A 16,427-nucleotide genomic window follows, 5' to 3' on the forward strand; every position below is an offset into this window, starting at 1 on the left:
AGCTATTGATCTATTGAGCTACGTTTGTATGGATCGCTCACATGATTGCGTTTGGGATGACAGCGAATACGAAACTTCTAACGATGGATGATAGATCATTTGTCGTCGTAACCTGTACATATACGTCCCTTATCCTCTATTCGTCGTTCCATTCGTTCCGCCAAACGCACGCTGTATATCCTGCTCGCCCGTTTGCAGCATCAGGGCAACGTCATCTGGATATTTCGTGGAGTACATGACGCGGATAATATGCCCTTGCTGCACCTGTGGCAGACTGCTTTCAAAAATGTCCTTTTGCGTGCGGATGGTACGCGTCTCGCCAGTTGTCGTGGTCAGACTCAGGGTTAATGCTAAGGACAGCTTGCCCGGTTGACTGCTGCCTAGCGGCACAACGTCCAATACTTTGGCATACAGCTGTTCACCATGACGCGCAATCTCCATCATTTCTGGGGCTACGCCCTGCCGCATCATCTGCTCATTGAGCAAAGACTGCATATCCTGCTGCGATACCTGACCGTTGCGATCTAGACCGACCTGCGATGGATGCTTGGCAGACACCAGTAGTGGAATAACGCTGCCCGGCTGGAATTGCGGAATTGATGTTTGTGGGATGACGGCTTTGAACGATGCTGGGTATGGCTGTTGTCCACGTCGTGTGACCATTACTTCAATCTGTAGCTGTGGCTGTTCATTGATATACGTACCCGTTTGCTGTACCTGACGAATTAGACCAACTGCCGATTCGCCAGATTTGACTGTCCGCAGACTGAACACCGTGCTTAGAATAGACGGGATAAATACCAATGCAAACCCGATATAGATTAATGGTCGGTACCACGCTGTATCTATAATAGAAGAGATGTCTCCGCCAGTGAAGTTGGCATACATCGGCAGGAACAGGACTGCCAATAAGCATAGTATACCCGTTGTTGTCAGAATTTTAATCATTATTGATTCCTCATTTCACAGTTGAATTTGATTGTTCGTCGTTGCAATGGAGGGTATCCTTCCTTTACTCAGTCAAGCAGTCCCATATACATAAATGAAGTGGGATACGCAGGATGCGTGCCGAGACCGATCACATCGCCGGGACGTGGGATTTGCATTTTGGAAACGAGTGTCTCCATCGTATGGGAATAGCGAGCACCGTTATTTTCGATGACTTGCAGTGTTAACACAACGATAGGATCAAAATTGACCAGTTTGCCGGTATCTTGGACGGATACGACAGTTGCCATCGCTGTAATGGCTGCTTGACCGGACGATGCGACTTGCATCTGTTTGGCGGCTTCCAATCCGGCATTCATGTGCTGACGGTGTTCTTTGGGAACTAGCCCTTTGATCAACATGCCACTCAAGCCTTTGTTCAACGCTTGATCTGCCTGCTGCAATCGGTCGGTGGATTCTGATTTCTTTTTGAAAAATTTCATCATGGATGACACGCTCCTTGAAGTGGAATTATGATTTGCTCAAGCATAAGAAGAGAGATGAAAAGCTGCTGTATACATGGATTCATATGGCTTACTTTTATTATAAAAAGAGCCTTCGACGGCTACAATACGTTTGGGAACATACAAAAAAGCAGGCAAAATGCCTGCTTGAGTACGTCGAAATGTATACTATTGGCGTTGAATGGACGCTTTTCTACAAATAAATGGTGCGATTTGGTCATTTAGATGAGAGAACATAGCATATATATTGCTACTTTCAGTCAACATGCGGGTTGTTCAAGGAACATATTTTGCTCATTTTGTCTTCCTCCGTCAAGCGTGACGCAGCAAATACACAAGCTTGCGATAATACAGCGCTGCATCCTTGTACCGCCGCTGTTCCTCCGCGCCTGTAGCTAATCCTTCATATAGCACGCCCAGACGATCCTGCTGCCGCATCTGTTCAAAATATGGCAAGCATTGCAGCGCCTGTTCTACAAACGACTCATTTTCCCCCATAGATAACGACAGCTGACTTTCATAAAAGAGCAGCGCCATCTGCTGATCCGTCGTCAACATGTAGGCGCGCAGCCGATCTAGCAGATTCACCAGCTTGCTCCATTCCTTGCGACTCCAAGCGATTTCGCAATCATAGATGAGCAGCATCGGCTCCCACTGCTGTTGAATGTCTTCCGGCTGCATCTGCACCATACTCCGAAAGCGAACCAGCTCCTGCTCTGCCTGCGACAGCTCTCCACTACGGGTCAGTATCACGATGCGATTGTTCATGATCGTACTCAGCATATCACTCTGGTGCTGCGCATGCACGAGATGTGCCTCCGCCATTGCCAGTGCGGTCAATGCCTCCTGCGTCCATTCCATGGAATAGCAATAGCCGCTATACAGCACATATAAACCGGATAAACGATAGAACATGCGTTGTTCATAGATGTGTAATGTAATCTTTTCAAAAGAATGTTTGGCTTGCTCCAATTGCCGAGTATGTATATATGCTTCCACACGAATGTGCTGCGCGGTCAACCACAATTCGCTTCCCTGTTCCAATAACGGTAGCCATATGTCCAATTGATGCAACACATCATAATATTGACCTAGCGCGCGAAAATTCTGGATTTTATAAAAGAGAAGCGCTTGCTGAAGCGGTGCTGGCAAATGGAGCGTATCGGGACGCCCAAACTGCTCCAGATAAATGTTCAAATACGACTGATGTAGATAATGATACGCATCCTGATCATTGAACTGCTGATAGTAAGTCGCCTTCATTAGCGCGGTCGTTAGCTCAATCGTTAGCGCAGGATGTCGATCCGGTAGCTCGTTTACACTCTGCTCGGTAATGGACGATGCCTGCGCTGTCAGCATATTCAAAATCCGCTCGGCTTGTTCTAGAATCGGCTGCTCGGTATTGTCGGTCTGTGCAATATATTCCGTCTCCACGCCAAGCCGCTGAGCGATGGCTTCCGCCAGATCATCAGGCAATGGATAGCGACCAGCGAGGATATTAGAAAAGTGCGCCTGTGTCACCAATCCGTCGGTCAGCTCTTTGCGGGACATCTGCTTCTTGTCGCAGAGGTATTGTATTCGTTCCTTTAACATACAAGGTTGCTCCTTCCGACATCGCGTGAGTCTGTGCTCCTGTGTGGATGGTTTTATGCTTTTGTCTAATAGAACGAGCCGGCAGTACGCTACTGCAAGTGCATCAACTGCGGCTCTAGCAGACACAAGAGATTTTCAATCCCATTATAGGCAAATGCACACAGCAACTCAAATGATGCGGAACCACCTTCCACCGCTAATTGTCGGAGCGGCTTTCAGGAAGGCAAGTGCTCCTTTATCACTTTTTTCAAATGACGTGCTGCTGTCGACGGTTCATTCGCCGCAGCAATAGCAGAGATAACAGCTACTCCATCTGCACCGTCCGTCAGTACTGGCGCGGCATTCTGGTCATGAATTCCACCGATGCCGACCAGTGGGATATTCAACCCAGAGCGACGCAATTGCTGAATGACTTCTGTACCGCGCACTGGCTGCGCATCGTCTTTGGATGTGGTTGGATAGATCGGACCGATGCCAAGATAGTCGGCTCCCGCAGCGATAGCACGGCTAGCTTCGGTGAGCGAATGAGCGGATACGCCAACGATTTTGTCAGGACCGAGACGATGACGAATCCATGCTGCAGGATCGTCATCCTGCCCTACATGCAGCCCATCCGCATCCAGCTCCAACGCTAGCTCTAGATCGTCATTCACGATAAATGGCACCTGATGTTGTCGGCAAATCTTCTGCAAGCGTCGTGCCAACTCTACATATGCCGAACCTTGCAGCGCCTGTGTCCCCTTTTCCCGATATTGAAATATAGTAATCCCGCCAGCAATTGCCTGTTCCAACACATGCTCTGGCGATTGGCTGCAATTCATACTGCCCATCACAAGGTAGAGCGGCAAACGCTCACGTATCCAATCCATACGTGCTGCTGTGCCTGTGGAGGGGATAGCGATGCCAAAATAGGAGGGAGTGATCGTCGGCGATTGGCTTGGTACTGGATCCCTTTGTGTAGGCGTATCATTGGCAGTTATGTTCCGATGTGCATGTGGTTCGCCTGTTGGCGACGCGAGATGATCGTTCGCTTCATGAGAAGATGGTTGCTGACTCATCGCAAAGCACCCCTTTTTCGATAAGCAAAATGATTGGTTGGTCCGTGTACCGAGCCGATGCCAAGCCCGTCTTCAATCGCTGCGTGTACGAAGGCTTTGGCGGTTTGTACGGCTTCCAGTAATCCGCTGCCTTTGGCAAGTTCGGCAGTCATAGCTGCTGAATAGGTGCAGCCGGTTCCGTGGGTGTGCGGAGTGTTCACACGCGGACGCTCTACATAATGGAAGTGTGTGCCGTCGAATAGTACATCCACTGCCTGCGTAGTGGATGTATCATGCCCGCCCTTGATCACCGCGGCGCGAGCACCCATCTGTACAAGCTGCCGTGCCGCCTGTTCACGCTCGCTCAGTGTACGTATCGTATTGCCGGTCAATAGCTCCGCCTCGGGTACATTGGGCGTAATAACTGCTGCCAATGGCAACAGCTCCTGAATCAGCGCTTGGATCGCCTGTTGTTGCAGCAGCACCGAGCCGCCTTTTGCCACCATGACTGGGTCAATGATCAGCTTGCTCCATTGATACTGTCGTACCGCTGTTGCCACTTCGCGAATAATCTCGGCGCTGAACAGCATGCCGGTCTTTACCGCATCCGGTTGTAGATCATCCCCGATGGAATGCAGCTGAGTAATCACGCCCTCACGCTCGACGGGATATACGCCCTGCACACCGGCAGTATTTTGCGCGGTCACCGCAGTCAGCACGGACATGCCATACACGCCTAGCTCTTGAAAGGTTTTCAAATCTGCCTGAATCCCTGCCCCGCCGCCGCTATCCGAGCCAGCAATCGTTAATGCCTGATATATACGCATCCTATGCTCCCCTTTCTGTTCCATCTATGGAATGTAGCTGAGACATACGCGCCCGCTGCTGTACTTGCTCTGGCGTAACCGTATTTAATGCGTTCAACAGTTCCATCTGAAAACTGCCTGTTCCGCGCTGTCCAGCATTCTCCGCCGCCAGCTCCGCAGCTACGCCGTAAACAGTCAACGCTTCAACCGATGCTTGCAGCCATTGCATCCGACTGCCATCCGTCACCGCAGCAAAAGCAGCCACCACCGAGCTAAGCAGGCAGCCTGCGCCCGTCACTTGTGTCAGTAGCGGATGACCGTTGGCAATGCTGTATACCTGTTCCCCGTCCGTCACTAGATCCTCTGCACCTGTAATCACTACGATGCAGTTCAACTGACGCGCCGCACGGGTCGCAAGCTGTACTCGATCCCCATCTCCACCGCCTGCATCCACACCTTTGATCTGCCATGCTTCTCCGACAACGTTTGCCACCTCCGCCACATTGCCGCGGAGTATATCAACGCGTACCTCTTCGGTGATCTGCTGTGCAGAAGCAGTACGATATGGCGTTGCTCCCGCACCTACTGGGTCGAATACGACGGGTACACCCGCATGATTCGCCGCTTTGCCCGCCAGTAGAATCGACTGTACCACATAGGGATCAAGCGTCCCGATATTCAGCATGACTGCCCCCGCCATCGCTGCCACATCCTCCACTTCCTCATGTGCAAATGCCATAAATGGCGAAGCGCCTAGTGCCAGCAATCCATTCGCAGTAAAGTTCGTAACGACAACATTGGTAATATTGTGAACAAGCGGCTGACGCTCCCGTACCGTTCGCAAAAAAGACATGATCGTTCCTCCTTCAAATGTTTTACAATGAAAATAAACGCAAAAAAACCCACCGTGTTCTCCGAGGAGACAGGTGGGTCGTATCCTTTCACCAGAAACCGCCATCTCTTGATGCCAATGGCTGCCTATTGCATGAACGAATCGATGTTCCACTTCCCTCCGCTGGTATCATCCAGATCAGGTTCCAAGGGTCCAGAATCATCTTCCGTCTCAGCCGTTAGGCTCCCCTAGTGAAATGTATAGGATATGCAGTTTTACTTAGTTCGTGTGACAGTTGTTGCACGTTTACCATATCATGCTCATGCGCATTTGGCAAAGTGAGCGTGCCTATCACTAGCAGCTGAGATGCTCAGATCATCCAGTGCTGCCACTGCGTCTGTGCGGCTTCGCGCTCGGCAAGCCATTGACGCGTATGATCCAGCAGCTCGCGCCGATGTGGACCAGAAGAATACGTATGATCCGCTTGGAAAATAATCTGCTTATCGCAGCGACCCTCCGTGCGCGTCCAAAACTCCTTTTGGTATAGGAACGAATAATCAACCGGAATCACATCATCGCCCGTACCATGTACGACTAGCACATCGCCTGTAAAGCGGCGCGCTTCCTGAAATGGTTGAAAATTGCCTAGCGATTCAAAATAAACCGGTGTAAATGTATAGCTCTGATGATCTGCTTCCCCTTCGATCACCGCCTGCTCATACGTTTCGCGACCGACAATTTTGACAATATCGTTAAATGGATGACCAACCGCCGACCAGAGCACCAGATGATTGACGCGGCGATCACGAACCGCAGTCAGCAGCGCTACCGCGCCACCCAGACTATGACCCAGCAGCGTTACACGCGTAGGATCAATATCATTGCAGTTGACGACATAATCCAATACGGTACGCGTCTGCTCCACCATGGACTCAATACCCTGCTGCCCATATTGACCGCCGCTCTCGCCGCAACCGGCATAGTCGAAACGAACAACCATGTATCCGTCTGATGCCAGCTCACGCGCACTGTTTACAAACAGCCGATCTGTACCGATGCGACTGCCGATAAACCCATGACAGATCACAACTAGCGGTGTTCGCCCTTTCCCCTTGCCTTCCGCTTTGTGCTCCTGCGCAGGGTAATGGATGCTAGCTGCCAGATCTACATCATGATGACGAATCGTAATATTCCGTTCCATGGTAATTCCTCCTTGTCTGTATGGTTGCTATAGGGGCTGGGCTTGCTCAGCGTCCCGTATCTTTTCGTCTGTATTACCTCTATCACCCTATACCCTATACTCTGCTGTCTTCCTGAAAGCGCAAGAATACGAGTTTTTATTTAAAATTAAATAATTCCGATAAGTTTAGTGAGTTTTATTCTTAGTTCCTATAATATCATTCTGCCGAGTGAATTGTCAATCTAGCGAAAGTGTGGCAAAATAGTGATTTCCGGGTTCTAAATCTATGTGGGTACGAAGGGCTGCAAGCGCTCTACCTGCGATGTGTCCATCGGCATTCGTATGTGCCAATCTGATATGACCGATAGGCGTAATTCCGGGTAATAGTGAATATACATATCCTGCATAACAGGTATGATCCGCATATGATTCCATGAGGTTCGCCTTTGGATGACAGGCGGTTTCAATATCATGAAACGATTGAGAAATGGAGGAACAGCTATGAGTACAGTGCGTCATTTGGTTAAAGACATCAATGTGATCCGGGATCAACTCAATCAGGAGAATCTAAACTATTACGATGATGTGATCGTGTATGTTCGTGATGCTCGGATCGAGCGCCAGTCCGGCGAGGAGCTGCTGCTGGAAATGGGACAGCATCTGCTGGATGCGCAGAAACGGAAGCAGAGCGCGGTACAGCTGTTCGGCAAGGACTCCGACACATATGCCACTCAGCTGATCGAGAATTTGCCGGAACGCCGGCAGCTCAGCAAACCGATGTATTATGTGATGATCGTATGGATTGCGCTGACATGGGTATTTCTACTACAAGCACTTGCTGGCTTTTTCAAAATCAATGTCAGCGGCACCGGTGTCGTTGGCGAGATCAGTCTATCGACACTCGTACTGGTTGCCGCCGGTGCCATCGTGCTGGTCGAACTGGTTACGCGTGTAGCCAATCAGCCTGTAGAAAAGAGCGATCTGGATCGTCCGCGTATGCAAATCAACGCTCGCTCGGTACTCACGTACGTGGTGGTTCTGGTAGTGATCATCGTGGTCGGCAACTACCTGCGTCATGTGATGCCCGTCGTGATCATTTCGCCGTGGCTAAGCCTTGTATTGTGCATAATCGGTATTCTGGGGCAAAAGTTTATCTTTATGCGCCGCTGACAAAGCATCCATCCTAAGAAATGAACAAAGGGCATCTTGTCGCAACATCGCGGCAGGATGCCCTTTTGATTGTGCGCGTGCGTTAGAATATCATCCGTACATCCTACAAAACTGCAACCTGTCGCTAGGATCACTCGTCGGTAAAGGTGAAGGATTACGCCAATCCTAGGCTGGATATATGCCAGCTTGGTCATCCTTTTTCGCTTTGACGTACGATTCAGGCAGTGCCAGTTCCGTCATTCGGTGTCAATTTTGTTCCATTCACTGAGCGGGAATGTGGTTATATAACGAGAGATCATTCTCTTATCGGAGCACGCTGTGCGCTGCCGCAAATCACAATCATCAAAGGAGCTGTCATTATGAGAAAAACAAGTCTTTTGCTTGCCAGCCTAATGCTGATCGCCATTCTGTCCGCTTGTTCGGGCAAATCGGAAGCCCCCGGTACAACGACAACACCGGAAGCAACTGAAAATTCAGGCAACACCGCACCAGAGACAGGCAACAACACTACGCCAGAAAGCACACCATCTGCTGAAGAAGCCAAAATCATTGCCAACAAGCAGTTGGTACTAAATATGTATAACGATATACTAAACGGACATCAATTGGACAAAGCCGACCAGTATCTGGCGGAGGATTACATTCAGCATAATCCATACGCTGCCACCGGACGTGAAGGCTTCGTATCGTTCTTTACGCCATTTATTAAAGAAAATCCAGATTATAAAGTCAATCTGCGCGGTATGATCGGTCAGGGCGATCTAGTGGCAGTCTTCACTACGCCAGACACAGCCGCTGCCGCAACAACCACAACTGATTCTAATGAATCATCCAGCAGCACCGAATCGGCAGCAAACACTACAGCTGCCACACCGGGCGCTGTGGTAGACATTTACCGAATCGCTGACGGCAAAATCGCTGAGCACTGGGATGTATCGCAATCGGCTGGCAGCAACACCGATGCCGCAGCTCTGCAAAACTTGTTGCCATCGACATCGACCGAAGTGAAGCTTGCCAATACGGATCGTGCAACCGTAGCCGCAAATGCTAGCTTTGTCAGCAACTTTTTCAAAAGCTTCTTCAATGAACACAATACAGATATTGCTAACGAAGCCGTCAACGAAAACGTAACCCAACACGGCTCCGATATTCAAAACGGTCGCAGCGCGCTGATCAGCCACTACCTGACTCAGTTCCGCTCCAACCCCAACACCAAAGCAACCGTAACCAACACCATCGCCGAAGGCGATCTCGTTCTGGTACACAGCCACATGCAAACCAGCGACACCGACCGTGGCAACGCCGTCATCACTATCTTCCGTGTCAACGACGGTCAAATCGCTGAAATGTGGACCTTATCTCAACCCGTCCCAGAACAATCCGCCAACGACAACACTATGTTCTAAAGCGCCATCCACTATTCCAAAAAACCTTATCCTTCACACCCCCGGCAGCCTGCCCACCGCAGGCTGCTTTTTTCATTCCATTACCCTTCCCTACCAGAGTAGACAATGAGATAGTGTGGACGATGCACGGAGCGGAGGAAAGGGAATAGGGGGAATGACCGACTTTGGCGTGTGAACATCTACCTTCTCTCCATCAACGATGTTCACACGCCACCGGAGGACATCCCCCTATCCCTTTCCGAAGCGCCCCACTGCATCCCACAACCTACCCCATTGCCTTCCCTCCCCACCATTATGATTCTTAAGTAACATAAAAATCCGACCTCGTTTGTCCGATGTTATACATAGGCAACCTTCACCGAAGGTTCAACCAACACAGAAAAGGAGCTTTCGAGGACATGCAACTGAGACGTATTCGTAATCTAATCATTGTGCTGCTCTACATATCGATTGCCTTCGTCGTCACCTTCTATGTGCTGAGCCTGAAATATCCTCACGCCTCGGCATTCTCGTACGAAACGTGCCGAGCGACCTACGATATGCAGGACGATCTATTCCAGACATTGAATGGCGATGCACCGGAAGCCGATCAACATATCGCTTCTGCAGCCGAGCTTCCTGTCGTGCCAGCAACTCCTAATGGCAAAGCCAGCCATGTAGCGGTACTCATGTACCATTACGTCGTACCTGAAAAATACAATGTCGAGCCTAACAATGCTCGTATCAATCTAGAAGCATTTGAGCAGGGCATGAAATATTTGCATGATGAAGGCTACCATACAGCGACACTGAAGGAACTGGAGCAATACGTACGCGGCGAAATCCAACTGCCAGAGAAAACGGTCGTGCTTACCTTTGACGACGGCTACCAAAATAACATCATCTACGCTTACCCAGTTCTAAAAAAATACGGCTTCCGCGCCAACATCTTTATCGTCGGCACCAAGCTATCTGACAAAACACAAACATTCGTACCTACTGCCAAAACTACGATTTCACGGGCAGAAATGAAAAAAACCAAAGACGTATTCGATTATCACAGCCATACGTACAATCTGCATTACAAAAGTCTCGTAGAATGCGCTGAATATTACGTAGCTGGCAAAGACGGCAACCGATTCAACCATGACATTCAGCTAATGAAAAGCAAAACCGGTATCGACACACCGTATTTCGCTTATCCATACGGCGAATACAATCCACAAATGGTCTATGATCTCAAAACGCATGGCTACCGCATGGCATTTACCGTTCGCCCCGGCTACGTCCATCCCGGAGACGATCTGATGTATTTGCCAAGACTTAACGTCACCTCGACTACTACGGTCAAGCATTTGCTAAACTTACCGGATGTGGATGATAAGAGTCTGGTTAAGAAAAAACAATAACGATATATTCACCGTGCTCCGACAGATACGCTGCTGATTCCAAGCCGCAATGTCGGGGCTTTTTTCTATGATGGTGTTTTGCAATTTACGAGTAGTTCACTCAAAATAGAAGGAAGCGGGTAATACGTTAATACATGCCACCTACACAGTAGAGGAAAGAATATATGAACATGTGCTTCGATATAGGCTTCATAAGCGCTTTTTATCCTTGTTCATTATGCTGCTAGTTATCGGTATGTGACTATTGCTCAGGAGGACTTCCCATGACCATCGGCGAATGCTTAAATATGCTGCACGATAGTGTGATTCTGATCGACCTGACCCGTCCCGGTTATCCAACCCTGACGGTCAAACAATTGAAAAAGACGCTGCCGCTGGATGAGGATGGATATGAAGTCCGTTTACGCAGCTTTAATTTTGGCCGGACCCAGAAGCGTTCTATCGCCAGAATCGGCGGACCTAATTTGTGGAACGAAAGTTAGCGCTCATTTTACACAGCGTTAACAATACAGGGCTATACTGGCTACATACGATGAAATGTTGCAGCATTCGACATTGCTGGTTCTCTGCTGCACCAACCCATAGCACTACAACCCGGCAAATTCAGGAATAAAATCATGAACCGGAGGCATTATGGAAAACAAACATGGACACCACCAAGCTCAAGCAACGTATATTAACCGGGATCTCAGCTGGATTGAGTTCAACACCCGCGTTATGGAAGAGGCGCAGGATACCGATACGCCACTACTGGAACGAATCAAGTTCCTCGGTATCGTTTCCCGCAATCTGGACGAGTTTATGAGTGTAAGGGTTGCCGGTATCCGCAACCAGATCAAGGCTGGCTATTCTAAAAAAGACTTTACCGGTTATGCACCTGCCGGCTTATACAAACGATTAACGAAACGCGTGGAAAAAATGGTCGCCCAGCAGTACCGTACATACCGGGATCTGTCGCGTCAGCTTGTCAAACAAGGCATTACCCTGACCCACTACAATGATCTGAGCGCCACGCAGCAAAAGGCAGCCGATACGTATTATCATGAGGTCATTTATCCGGTGCTGACACCGATGGCAGTCGACCAGAGTCGTCCGTTCCCGCTTGTACATGGATTGAACGTCTATCTGTCCGTCGTGCTGGAGCATCCGAATCTAAAAGCACTGGAATCGGACGAAGGCGAAGCGTATTATTTTGCGATTATTCAGATTCCGTCTAATCTGCCGCGTGCTGTTGCTCTGCCGCATCGTCAGAATAGCAAAAAGCAGCAATATATTCTGATTGAGGATCTGATCTGTCAGCATGTGCAGACGCTGTTCGGTGGCTATACACCGATTGCGGTTGATGCTTTCCGTTTAACACGCAACGCTGATCTGGACATTAACGAGGAAGATGCGGAAGATCTGATGGAAGAGATTGAGAATCAACTGCGCAAACGTAGACGCAGCGCACCTGTGCGTTTGGAGATTCAGAAGGATTTTCATCCTTATGCACTTGCACAGTTGTTGGAGGAATTTGATGTTAGTGAAGCGGTATATGAGATTGATGGTCCGCTTGACCTTGGCTTTTTGTTAAGCTTCTCGGATTCGATTGTAGGGCGTGATTCGCTACGCTATACGCCGGAGATTCCGCGCTATGCACCCGAATTTCCAGAAGGCAGCGAGACCGACTTTTTCAGCGTGATTCGCGAACGCGATGTGCTGCTGTACCATCCGTATGAGTCGTTTGATGCGATTAGCGATTTTATTGAGCAGGCGGCAGATGATCCCGATGTGATGGCGATCAAGATGACGCTGTATCGGGTTAGCGGCAAGTCTTCTCTGATTCATTCACTCGCACGCGCTGCCGAATCCGGCAAGCAGGTGACCGTGGTAGTCGAGTTGAAGGCACGGTTTGACGAGGAACGCAACATCGTCTGGGCGCGGATGCTGGAAAAAGCAGGCTGCCACGTCGTCTACGGTCTGGTTGGACTAAAAACGCATGCCAAGGTCATTCTTGTCGTACGCCGTGAAGGTGCAACTCTGCGCCGTTATATTCATATCGGAACGGGCAACTATAACGCCTCAACCGCCAAGCTGTATACAGATGTCGGTCTGCTGACCGTTAATCCACAGATCGGCGAGGATGCGTCAGAAGTATTCAATCATATTACAGGCTATACCGAAACTCATGACTGGCAAGCTGTTGCGGTAGCGCCAAGCACGATGATGAACAAATTCGTCGAGTTGATCCGCCGTGAAGCTGATCACGCGCGCGCAGGCAAACCAGCACGCATTATTGCCAAAATGAACTCCCTATCCAACCAGCAGATTATCGACGAGCTGTATACCGCTTCCCAAGCGGGTGTGAAGATTGATCTGATCGTACGCGGCGTCTGCTGCCTGCGTCCAGGTGTACCGGGACTAAGCGAAAACGTACGCGTTCGTAGCATCGTAGACCGCTATCTGGAGCACTCCCGCATCTTTGCCTTTGGCAATGGCGGCGAGCAGGAGGTTTGGTTGGCAAGCGCAGACTGGATGACTCGCAACCTGACCCGCCGGGTCGAGCTGATGTGTCCATTGTTCGATAAAAATGCAAAAGCCGCCGTGCTGAATATTCTGAACCTCATCCTTGCGGATAACGTCAAAGCCAGAATATTGCTGCCCAGCGGCAATTATGAATTGTTTAAAAATGGAGAACCGCCGCTGCGCAGCCAGTTCAAGGCGTGGGAAATTAGCTCCTGGAAACCGTACGTACCACCAGCCGCACTCGGACATCCCACTCCTTCTCCAAATCTTTAACAGCTTCCGTAATTTCAACAACTTCCATAGAGGCTTCGGTGCGACATTGAATGGTCAGCTCGAAGTCTCTTCCTTTGCGTGCTGCCTGCATACGCTCCACCGGCTGTGTTTCGCTGGTATCCATCGATGCCGCGAGCTGCAATAAAGCGCCGAGACGGCGGATACGCTCCTCATCATTGGGATGCAGAATATCAGCATATTCGACCGAGATGCGTCTTTTTTTGATTTTGCCTTTACTGCCGAAAATAGCGATAAAAGCAACCAACACTGTTTCCCGATGATCCAGCCCTGCTAGTGCACGTGTGGTCAATAGATAGCGTGTATGCTCCTCATAATCGTGATAGCTCACCTTCATACCCACCTGATGTAAAAATGCTGCTGTACGCAGTAATTTCACATTCCACAGATCGTCCAAGCCTTCGCCCATCGCCTGATACAGCTGTACCGACAGATCGGCAACCTGACGCAAATGACGCTGACGCGGCACTGGCTCACTATCTAGCACCGACTCAATCTCATACTCCAGTACATCATCCAGTACCGCATTTCCTTTGCCGCGCTCCCATTCAAAATACAGACCGTCACGCAAGCCGCTACCACTGATGACATAATGTGCACACTGCATATGACGGAATAGCGTCCGCAAAATGATCGTACCCGGCACAATGATGTCGGTACGGTTTTTACTCAATCCGGCAATGCGTTTACGCTGCTCATTCGTCATGGACGGCAGCTGCTGGTAGTAATAATCCGTGTCTTCCGGCTGTAGCTGGTATTGATGAATTTGCTCCATCGAATATTTGCGCTTGCGCTGATGCATTTTACCAATGGCGCGAATCGTACCGCCCAGACCGACCATAGGCAGACCGGGATGCTGACTGATCCACGGATGCTCATTGGCAGCTTTCATCACTAGCGCTTCCAGCCCCGCAATCGCCTTCTCATCCCAGCGTCCTTCCTGCTTGCTGCCAAAACGTACATTCATATTGACTGCACCAAAGGGAAACGACACACTGGAGATGCGTTTGCGCTCTTGAAAAAGCGTAATCTCCGTACTACCGCCACCAATATCAATAATAAAGCCATCGCGGATATCGATCCGATTGACGACGCCGAGAAAGCCATAATGCCCTTCCATTTCACCGGGCAGCAACTCGATCTCCAGCCCTGTTTCCTGATTTAAATACTGGATCACCTGCTCGCCGTTGACCGCATTACGAATCGCAGCTGTGGCGACCGCACGAATCTCGCTCACCTCGTATGCACGGCTAACCTCGGCAAACTGACGCAGCACAGGCACGATCTGGCTTACCGCTTCCAGTGGCATCACGCCTTCGGGTGTCACAATCGCGCTAAGTCGCGCCGATTCCCGACATTCCTTCAGTACTTTAAAGCCCATACCGCTTCCGTTCTCATAAATAACCAGTCGGATCGAGTTGGACCCGATATCCATAATGCCGACACGGCTTTGCTTCGATGAATTGTGCATAGTGTCCTCCTGTCTCTGCGGGTTTGGCAGGATGGCGCTTATGCCTCCTGTCGATGTTCATGATGGACTTGTCCGTACCGTTCGATCTATCCCTCATGACGCCGATGCCCAAATACTGTCCATGTTTTGGTATCCATCACGGTTACAGTCTATCTTAATAGGCACAGGTATACAATACAATGGCTTACCCTCACTTTCGGATGTGCAAACACCTACTCCTACGGTGTATGATAGTAAAACAATCAAATGAGGGTAAATATTATTGTGCAAAAAGTGCCATAAGGTTTATTCCATTCCATACGGCATTCTATGCGTCTCTTTATCCGTTACCTTTAAACGACAGTATTCTATACATGATATGCCCTAGACTGTTAGAAGAATGAGCTAGGGTGAACTCTGTTTTTCTTTCGTCAAGTACGGGATAGACGCGTCAACTCTAACCATGAATACCTTATAGGATTGGTTATTTTATAGGAGGCTTTTATTGATGAATCTCATATTTGATGTAGACGATACGTTGTACGATCAGCTGGAACCGTTTGGAGAAGCGTACCGGCAAATTTTTGGTAAATATAATTACGACTACTCGCTAGACGATCTGTTTATTCGTAGCCGACTGTATAGCGATGAGGTATTTGATCAGGTGAGCCGCGGCGAAATGACTGATCAGCAGATGCACATCTATCGGATTACACACGCGTTTGCCGATCTAGGAGTTGAGGTTCCAGAGGAGGAGGCAATACGCTTCCAAAACTGTTATGCCGATAATCAGCAGCGGTTACGTGTAGACCCGCGCATGGAGGAAGTACTGAATTTTGCACGTGATCAAGGGATACGGATTGGCATTATTACCAATGGTCCAGCAGAGCATCAGGCGGACAAGGTACGACAGCTCCGTATGGAACGCTGGGTGCAGCCGCAGGATGTATTCATTTCTGGCAAGCTGGGCATCGCCAAGCCACATGTCGGCATCTTCCGCGCTGTCGAGCAAGGGATGCACATTGAAGCGTCGGACACGTATTATCTGGGCGACTCCTATGCAAATGATGTTGTCGGTGCTAAGCAAGCAGGCTGGTATTCCATCTGGATCAATCGCCATCAGCTGACGCTTCCAGACGATGTGGAGTTTCAGCCAGATTATGTGGTGAATAAGGGCGAGAGCGTATTGGATGTAGTGAAGGGGATTTTGGCGAAGACGACGGAAAAAGACACTCTGTAAAAAAAAATAACTCTTCATTCCAAAAAGGAATAAACAGCCAGAGAAAAATTCTGTTGTTTATTCCTTTTTTCGTATTAT

At 49.4% G+C, this 16,427-nt stretch carries 14 protein-coding genes and 1 riboswitch; of the genes, 6 read left to right on the forward strand and 8 right to left on the reverse strand.

Annotated elements, in window-relative coordinates:
• Positions 1-129: 129 nt before the first annotated feature.
• From ABXR35_RS18285 to ABXR35_RS18315, 7 genes are all read right to left on the reverse strand, one after another.
• Positions 130-948, reverse strand: coding sequence for a hypothetical protein (locus ABXR35_RS18285; protein WP_367063462.1), 819 nt, complete (start codon positions 946-948; stop codon positions 130-132).
• 68 nt (positions 949-1,016) lie between these two features.
• The gene (locus ABXR35_RS18290) at positions 1,017-1,433 is read right to left on the reverse strand and encodes a hypothetical protein (RefSeq protein WP_367063463.1); all 417 of its coding nucleotides are present in this window, start codon (positions 1,431-1,433) and stop codon (positions 1,017-1,019) included.
• A gap of 330 nt (positions 1,434-1,763) precedes the next feature.
• Positions 1,764-3,044 (reverse strand): helix-turn-helix domain-containing protein, encoded by a 1,281-nt coding sequence (locus ABXR35_RS18295; protein WP_367063464.1) that lies wholly within the window; start codon positions 3,042-3,044, stop codon positions 1,764-1,766.
• Positions 3,045-3,259: 215 nt separating this feature from the next.
• Positions 3,260-3,913: a thiamine phosphate synthase gene (gene thiE / locus ABXR35_RS18300; protein WP_495525204.1), complete on the reverse strand. Its 654-nt coding sequence runs from the start codon at positions 3,911-3,913 to the stop codon at positions 3,260-3,262.
• A 185-nt stretch (positions 3,914-4,098) separates the two neighbouring features.
• Entirely contained in the window at positions 4,099-4,908 is an 810-nt protein-coding gene (gene thiD / locus ABXR35_RS18305) for a bifunctional hydroxymethylpyrimidine kinase/phosphomethylpyrimidine kinase (protein ID WP_367063466.1), read from the reverse strand.
• 1 nt (position 4,909) lies between these two features.
• Positions 4,910-5,740, reverse strand: coding sequence for a hydroxyethylthiazole kinase (thiM, locus tag ABXR35_RS18310; RefSeq protein WP_367063467.1), 831 nt, complete (start codon positions 5,738-5,740; stop codon positions 4,910-4,912).
• Positions 5,741-5,877: 137 nt separating this feature from the next.
• A riboswitch (TPP riboswitch) is annotated at positions 5,878-5,979 on the reverse strand.
• A 110-nt stretch (positions 5,980-6,089) separates the two neighbouring features.
• Complete coding sequence (locus ABXR35_RS18315; protein ID WP_367063468.1) at positions 6,090-6,920, reverse strand: alpha/beta hydrolase; 831 nt, start codon at positions 6,918-6,920, stop codon at positions 6,090-6,092.
• Between the two features lie 480 nt (positions 6,921-7,400).
• On the opposite strand from ABXR35_RS18315, the gene ABXR35_RS18320 reads away from it, so the two are divergent.
• The 5 genes from ABXR35_RS18320 to ppk1 all read left to right on the forward strand — a co-directional run bounded on the left by ABXR35_RS18320 (position 7,401) and on the right by ppk1 (position 13,641).
• A complete protein-coding gene (locus ABXR35_RS18320; RefSeq protein ID WP_367063469.1) occupies positions 7,401-8,069 on the forward strand; it encodes a DUF1129 family protein in 669 nt (222 codons plus the stop codon).
• A gap of 359 nt (positions 8,070-8,428) precedes the next feature.
• Positions 8,429-9,475: a nuclear transport factor 2 family protein gene (locus tag ABXR35_RS18325; RefSeq protein ID WP_367063470.1), complete on the forward strand. Its 1,047-nt coding sequence runs from the start codon at positions 8,429-8,431 to the stop codon at positions 9,473-9,475.
• A 398-nt stretch (positions 9,476-9,873) separates the two neighbouring features.
• Positions 9,874-10,863 (forward strand): polysaccharide deacetylase family protein, encoded by a 990-nt coding sequence (locus tag ABXR35_RS18330; protein WP_367063471.1) that lies wholly within the window; start codon positions 9,874-9,876, stop codon positions 10,861-10,863.
• Positions 10,864-11,126: 263 nt separating this feature from the next.
• A complete protein-coding gene (locus ABXR35_RS18335) occupies positions 11,127-11,345 on the forward strand; it encodes a hypothetical protein (protein ID WP_367063472.1) in 219 nt (72 codons plus the stop codon).
• Positions 11,346-11,496: 151 nt separating this feature from the next.
• The gene (gene ppk1, locus ABXR35_RS18340) at positions 11,497-13,641 is read left to right on the forward strand and encodes a polyphosphate kinase 1 (RefSeq protein ID WP_367063473.1); all 2,145 of its coding nucleotides are present in this window, start codon (positions 11,497-11,499) and stop codon (positions 13,639-13,641) included.
• On the opposite strand, the gene ABXR35_RS18345 is transcribed toward ppk1, so the two are convergent.
• Positions 13,574-15,130: a Ppx/GppA phosphatase family protein gene (locus ABXR35_RS18345; protein WP_367063474.1), complete on the reverse strand. Its 1,557-nt coding sequence runs from the start codon at positions 15,128-15,130 to the stop codon at positions 13,574-13,576. The two genes, ppk1 and ABXR35_RS18345, sit on opposite strands and share 68 nt — an antisense overlap.
• Positions 15,131-15,617: 487 nt before the next feature.
• Between ABXR35_RS18345 and ABXR35_RS18350 the strand changes: the two genes are divergently transcribed.
• Positions 15,618-16,349: an HAD family hydrolase gene (locus tag ABXR35_RS18350; protein ID WP_367063475.1), complete on the forward strand. Its 732-nt coding sequence runs from the start codon at positions 15,618-15,620 to the stop codon at positions 16,347-16,349.
• The last annotated feature ends 78 nt before the right edge of the window (positions 16,350-16,427 follow it).

This window comes from Paenibacillus sp. JQZ6Y-1, assembly GCF_040719145.1.
Lineage (GTDB): Bacteria > Bacillota > Bacilli > Paenibacillales > Paenibacillaceae > Saccharibacillus > Saccharibacillus kandeliae.

Bases quoted from the DNA above. Each gene is read 5' to 3' on its own strand.
- ABXR35_RS18285 (WP_367063462.1), bottom strand. From the start codon at position 948: ATGATTAAAATTCTGACAACAACGGGTATACTATGCTTATTGGCAGTC.
- ABXR35_RS18290 (WP_367063463.1), bottom strand. From the start codon at position 1,433: ATGATGAAATTTTTCAAAAAGAAATCAGAATCCACCGACCGATTGCAG.
- ABXR35_RS18295 (WP_367063464.1), bottom strand. From the start codon at position 3,044: ATGTTAAAGGAACGAATACAATACCTCTGCGACAAGAAGCAGATGTCC.
- thiE (WP_495525204.1), bottom strand. From the start codon at position 3,913: ATGGATTGGATACGTGAGCGTTTGCCGCTCTACCTTGTGATGGGCAGT.
- thiD (WP_367063466.1), bottom strand. From the start codon at position 4,908: ATGCGTATATATCAGGCATTAACGATTGCTGGCTCGGATAGCGGCGGC.
- thiM (WP_367063467.1), bottom strand. From the start codon at position 5,740: ATGTCTTTTTTGCGAACGGTACGGGAGCGTCAGCCGCTTGTTCACAAT.
- ABXR35_RS18315 (WP_367063468.1), bottom strand. From the start codon at position 6,920: ATGGAACGGAATATTACGATTCGTCATCATGATGTAGATCTGGCAGCT.
- ABXR35_RS18320 (WP_367063469.1), top strand. From the start codon at position 7,401: ATGAGTACAGTGCGTCATTTGGTTAAAGACATCAATGTGATCCGGGAT.
- ABXR35_RS18325 (WP_367063470.1), top strand. From the start codon at position 8,429: ATGAGAAAAACAAGTCTTTTGCTTGCCAGCCTAATGCTGATCGCCATT.
- ABXR35_RS18330 (WP_367063471.1), top strand. From the start codon at position 9,874: ATGCAACTGAGACGTATTCGTAATCTAATCATTGTGCTGCTCTACATA.
- ABXR35_RS18335 (WP_367063472.1), top strand. From the start codon at position 11,127: ATGACCATCGGCGAATGCTTAAATATGCTGCACGATAGTGTGATTCTG.
- ppk1 (WP_367063473.1), top strand. From the start codon at position 11,497: ATGGAAAACAAACATGGACACCACCAAGCTCAAGCAACGTATATTAAC.
- ABXR35_RS18345 (WP_367063474.1), bottom strand. From the start codon at position 15,130: ATGCACAATTCATCGAAGCAAAGCCGTGTCGGCATTATGGATATCGGG.
- ABXR35_RS18350 (WP_367063475.1), top strand. From the start codon at position 15,618: ATGAATCTCATATTTGATGTAGACGATACGTTGTACGATCAGCTGGAA.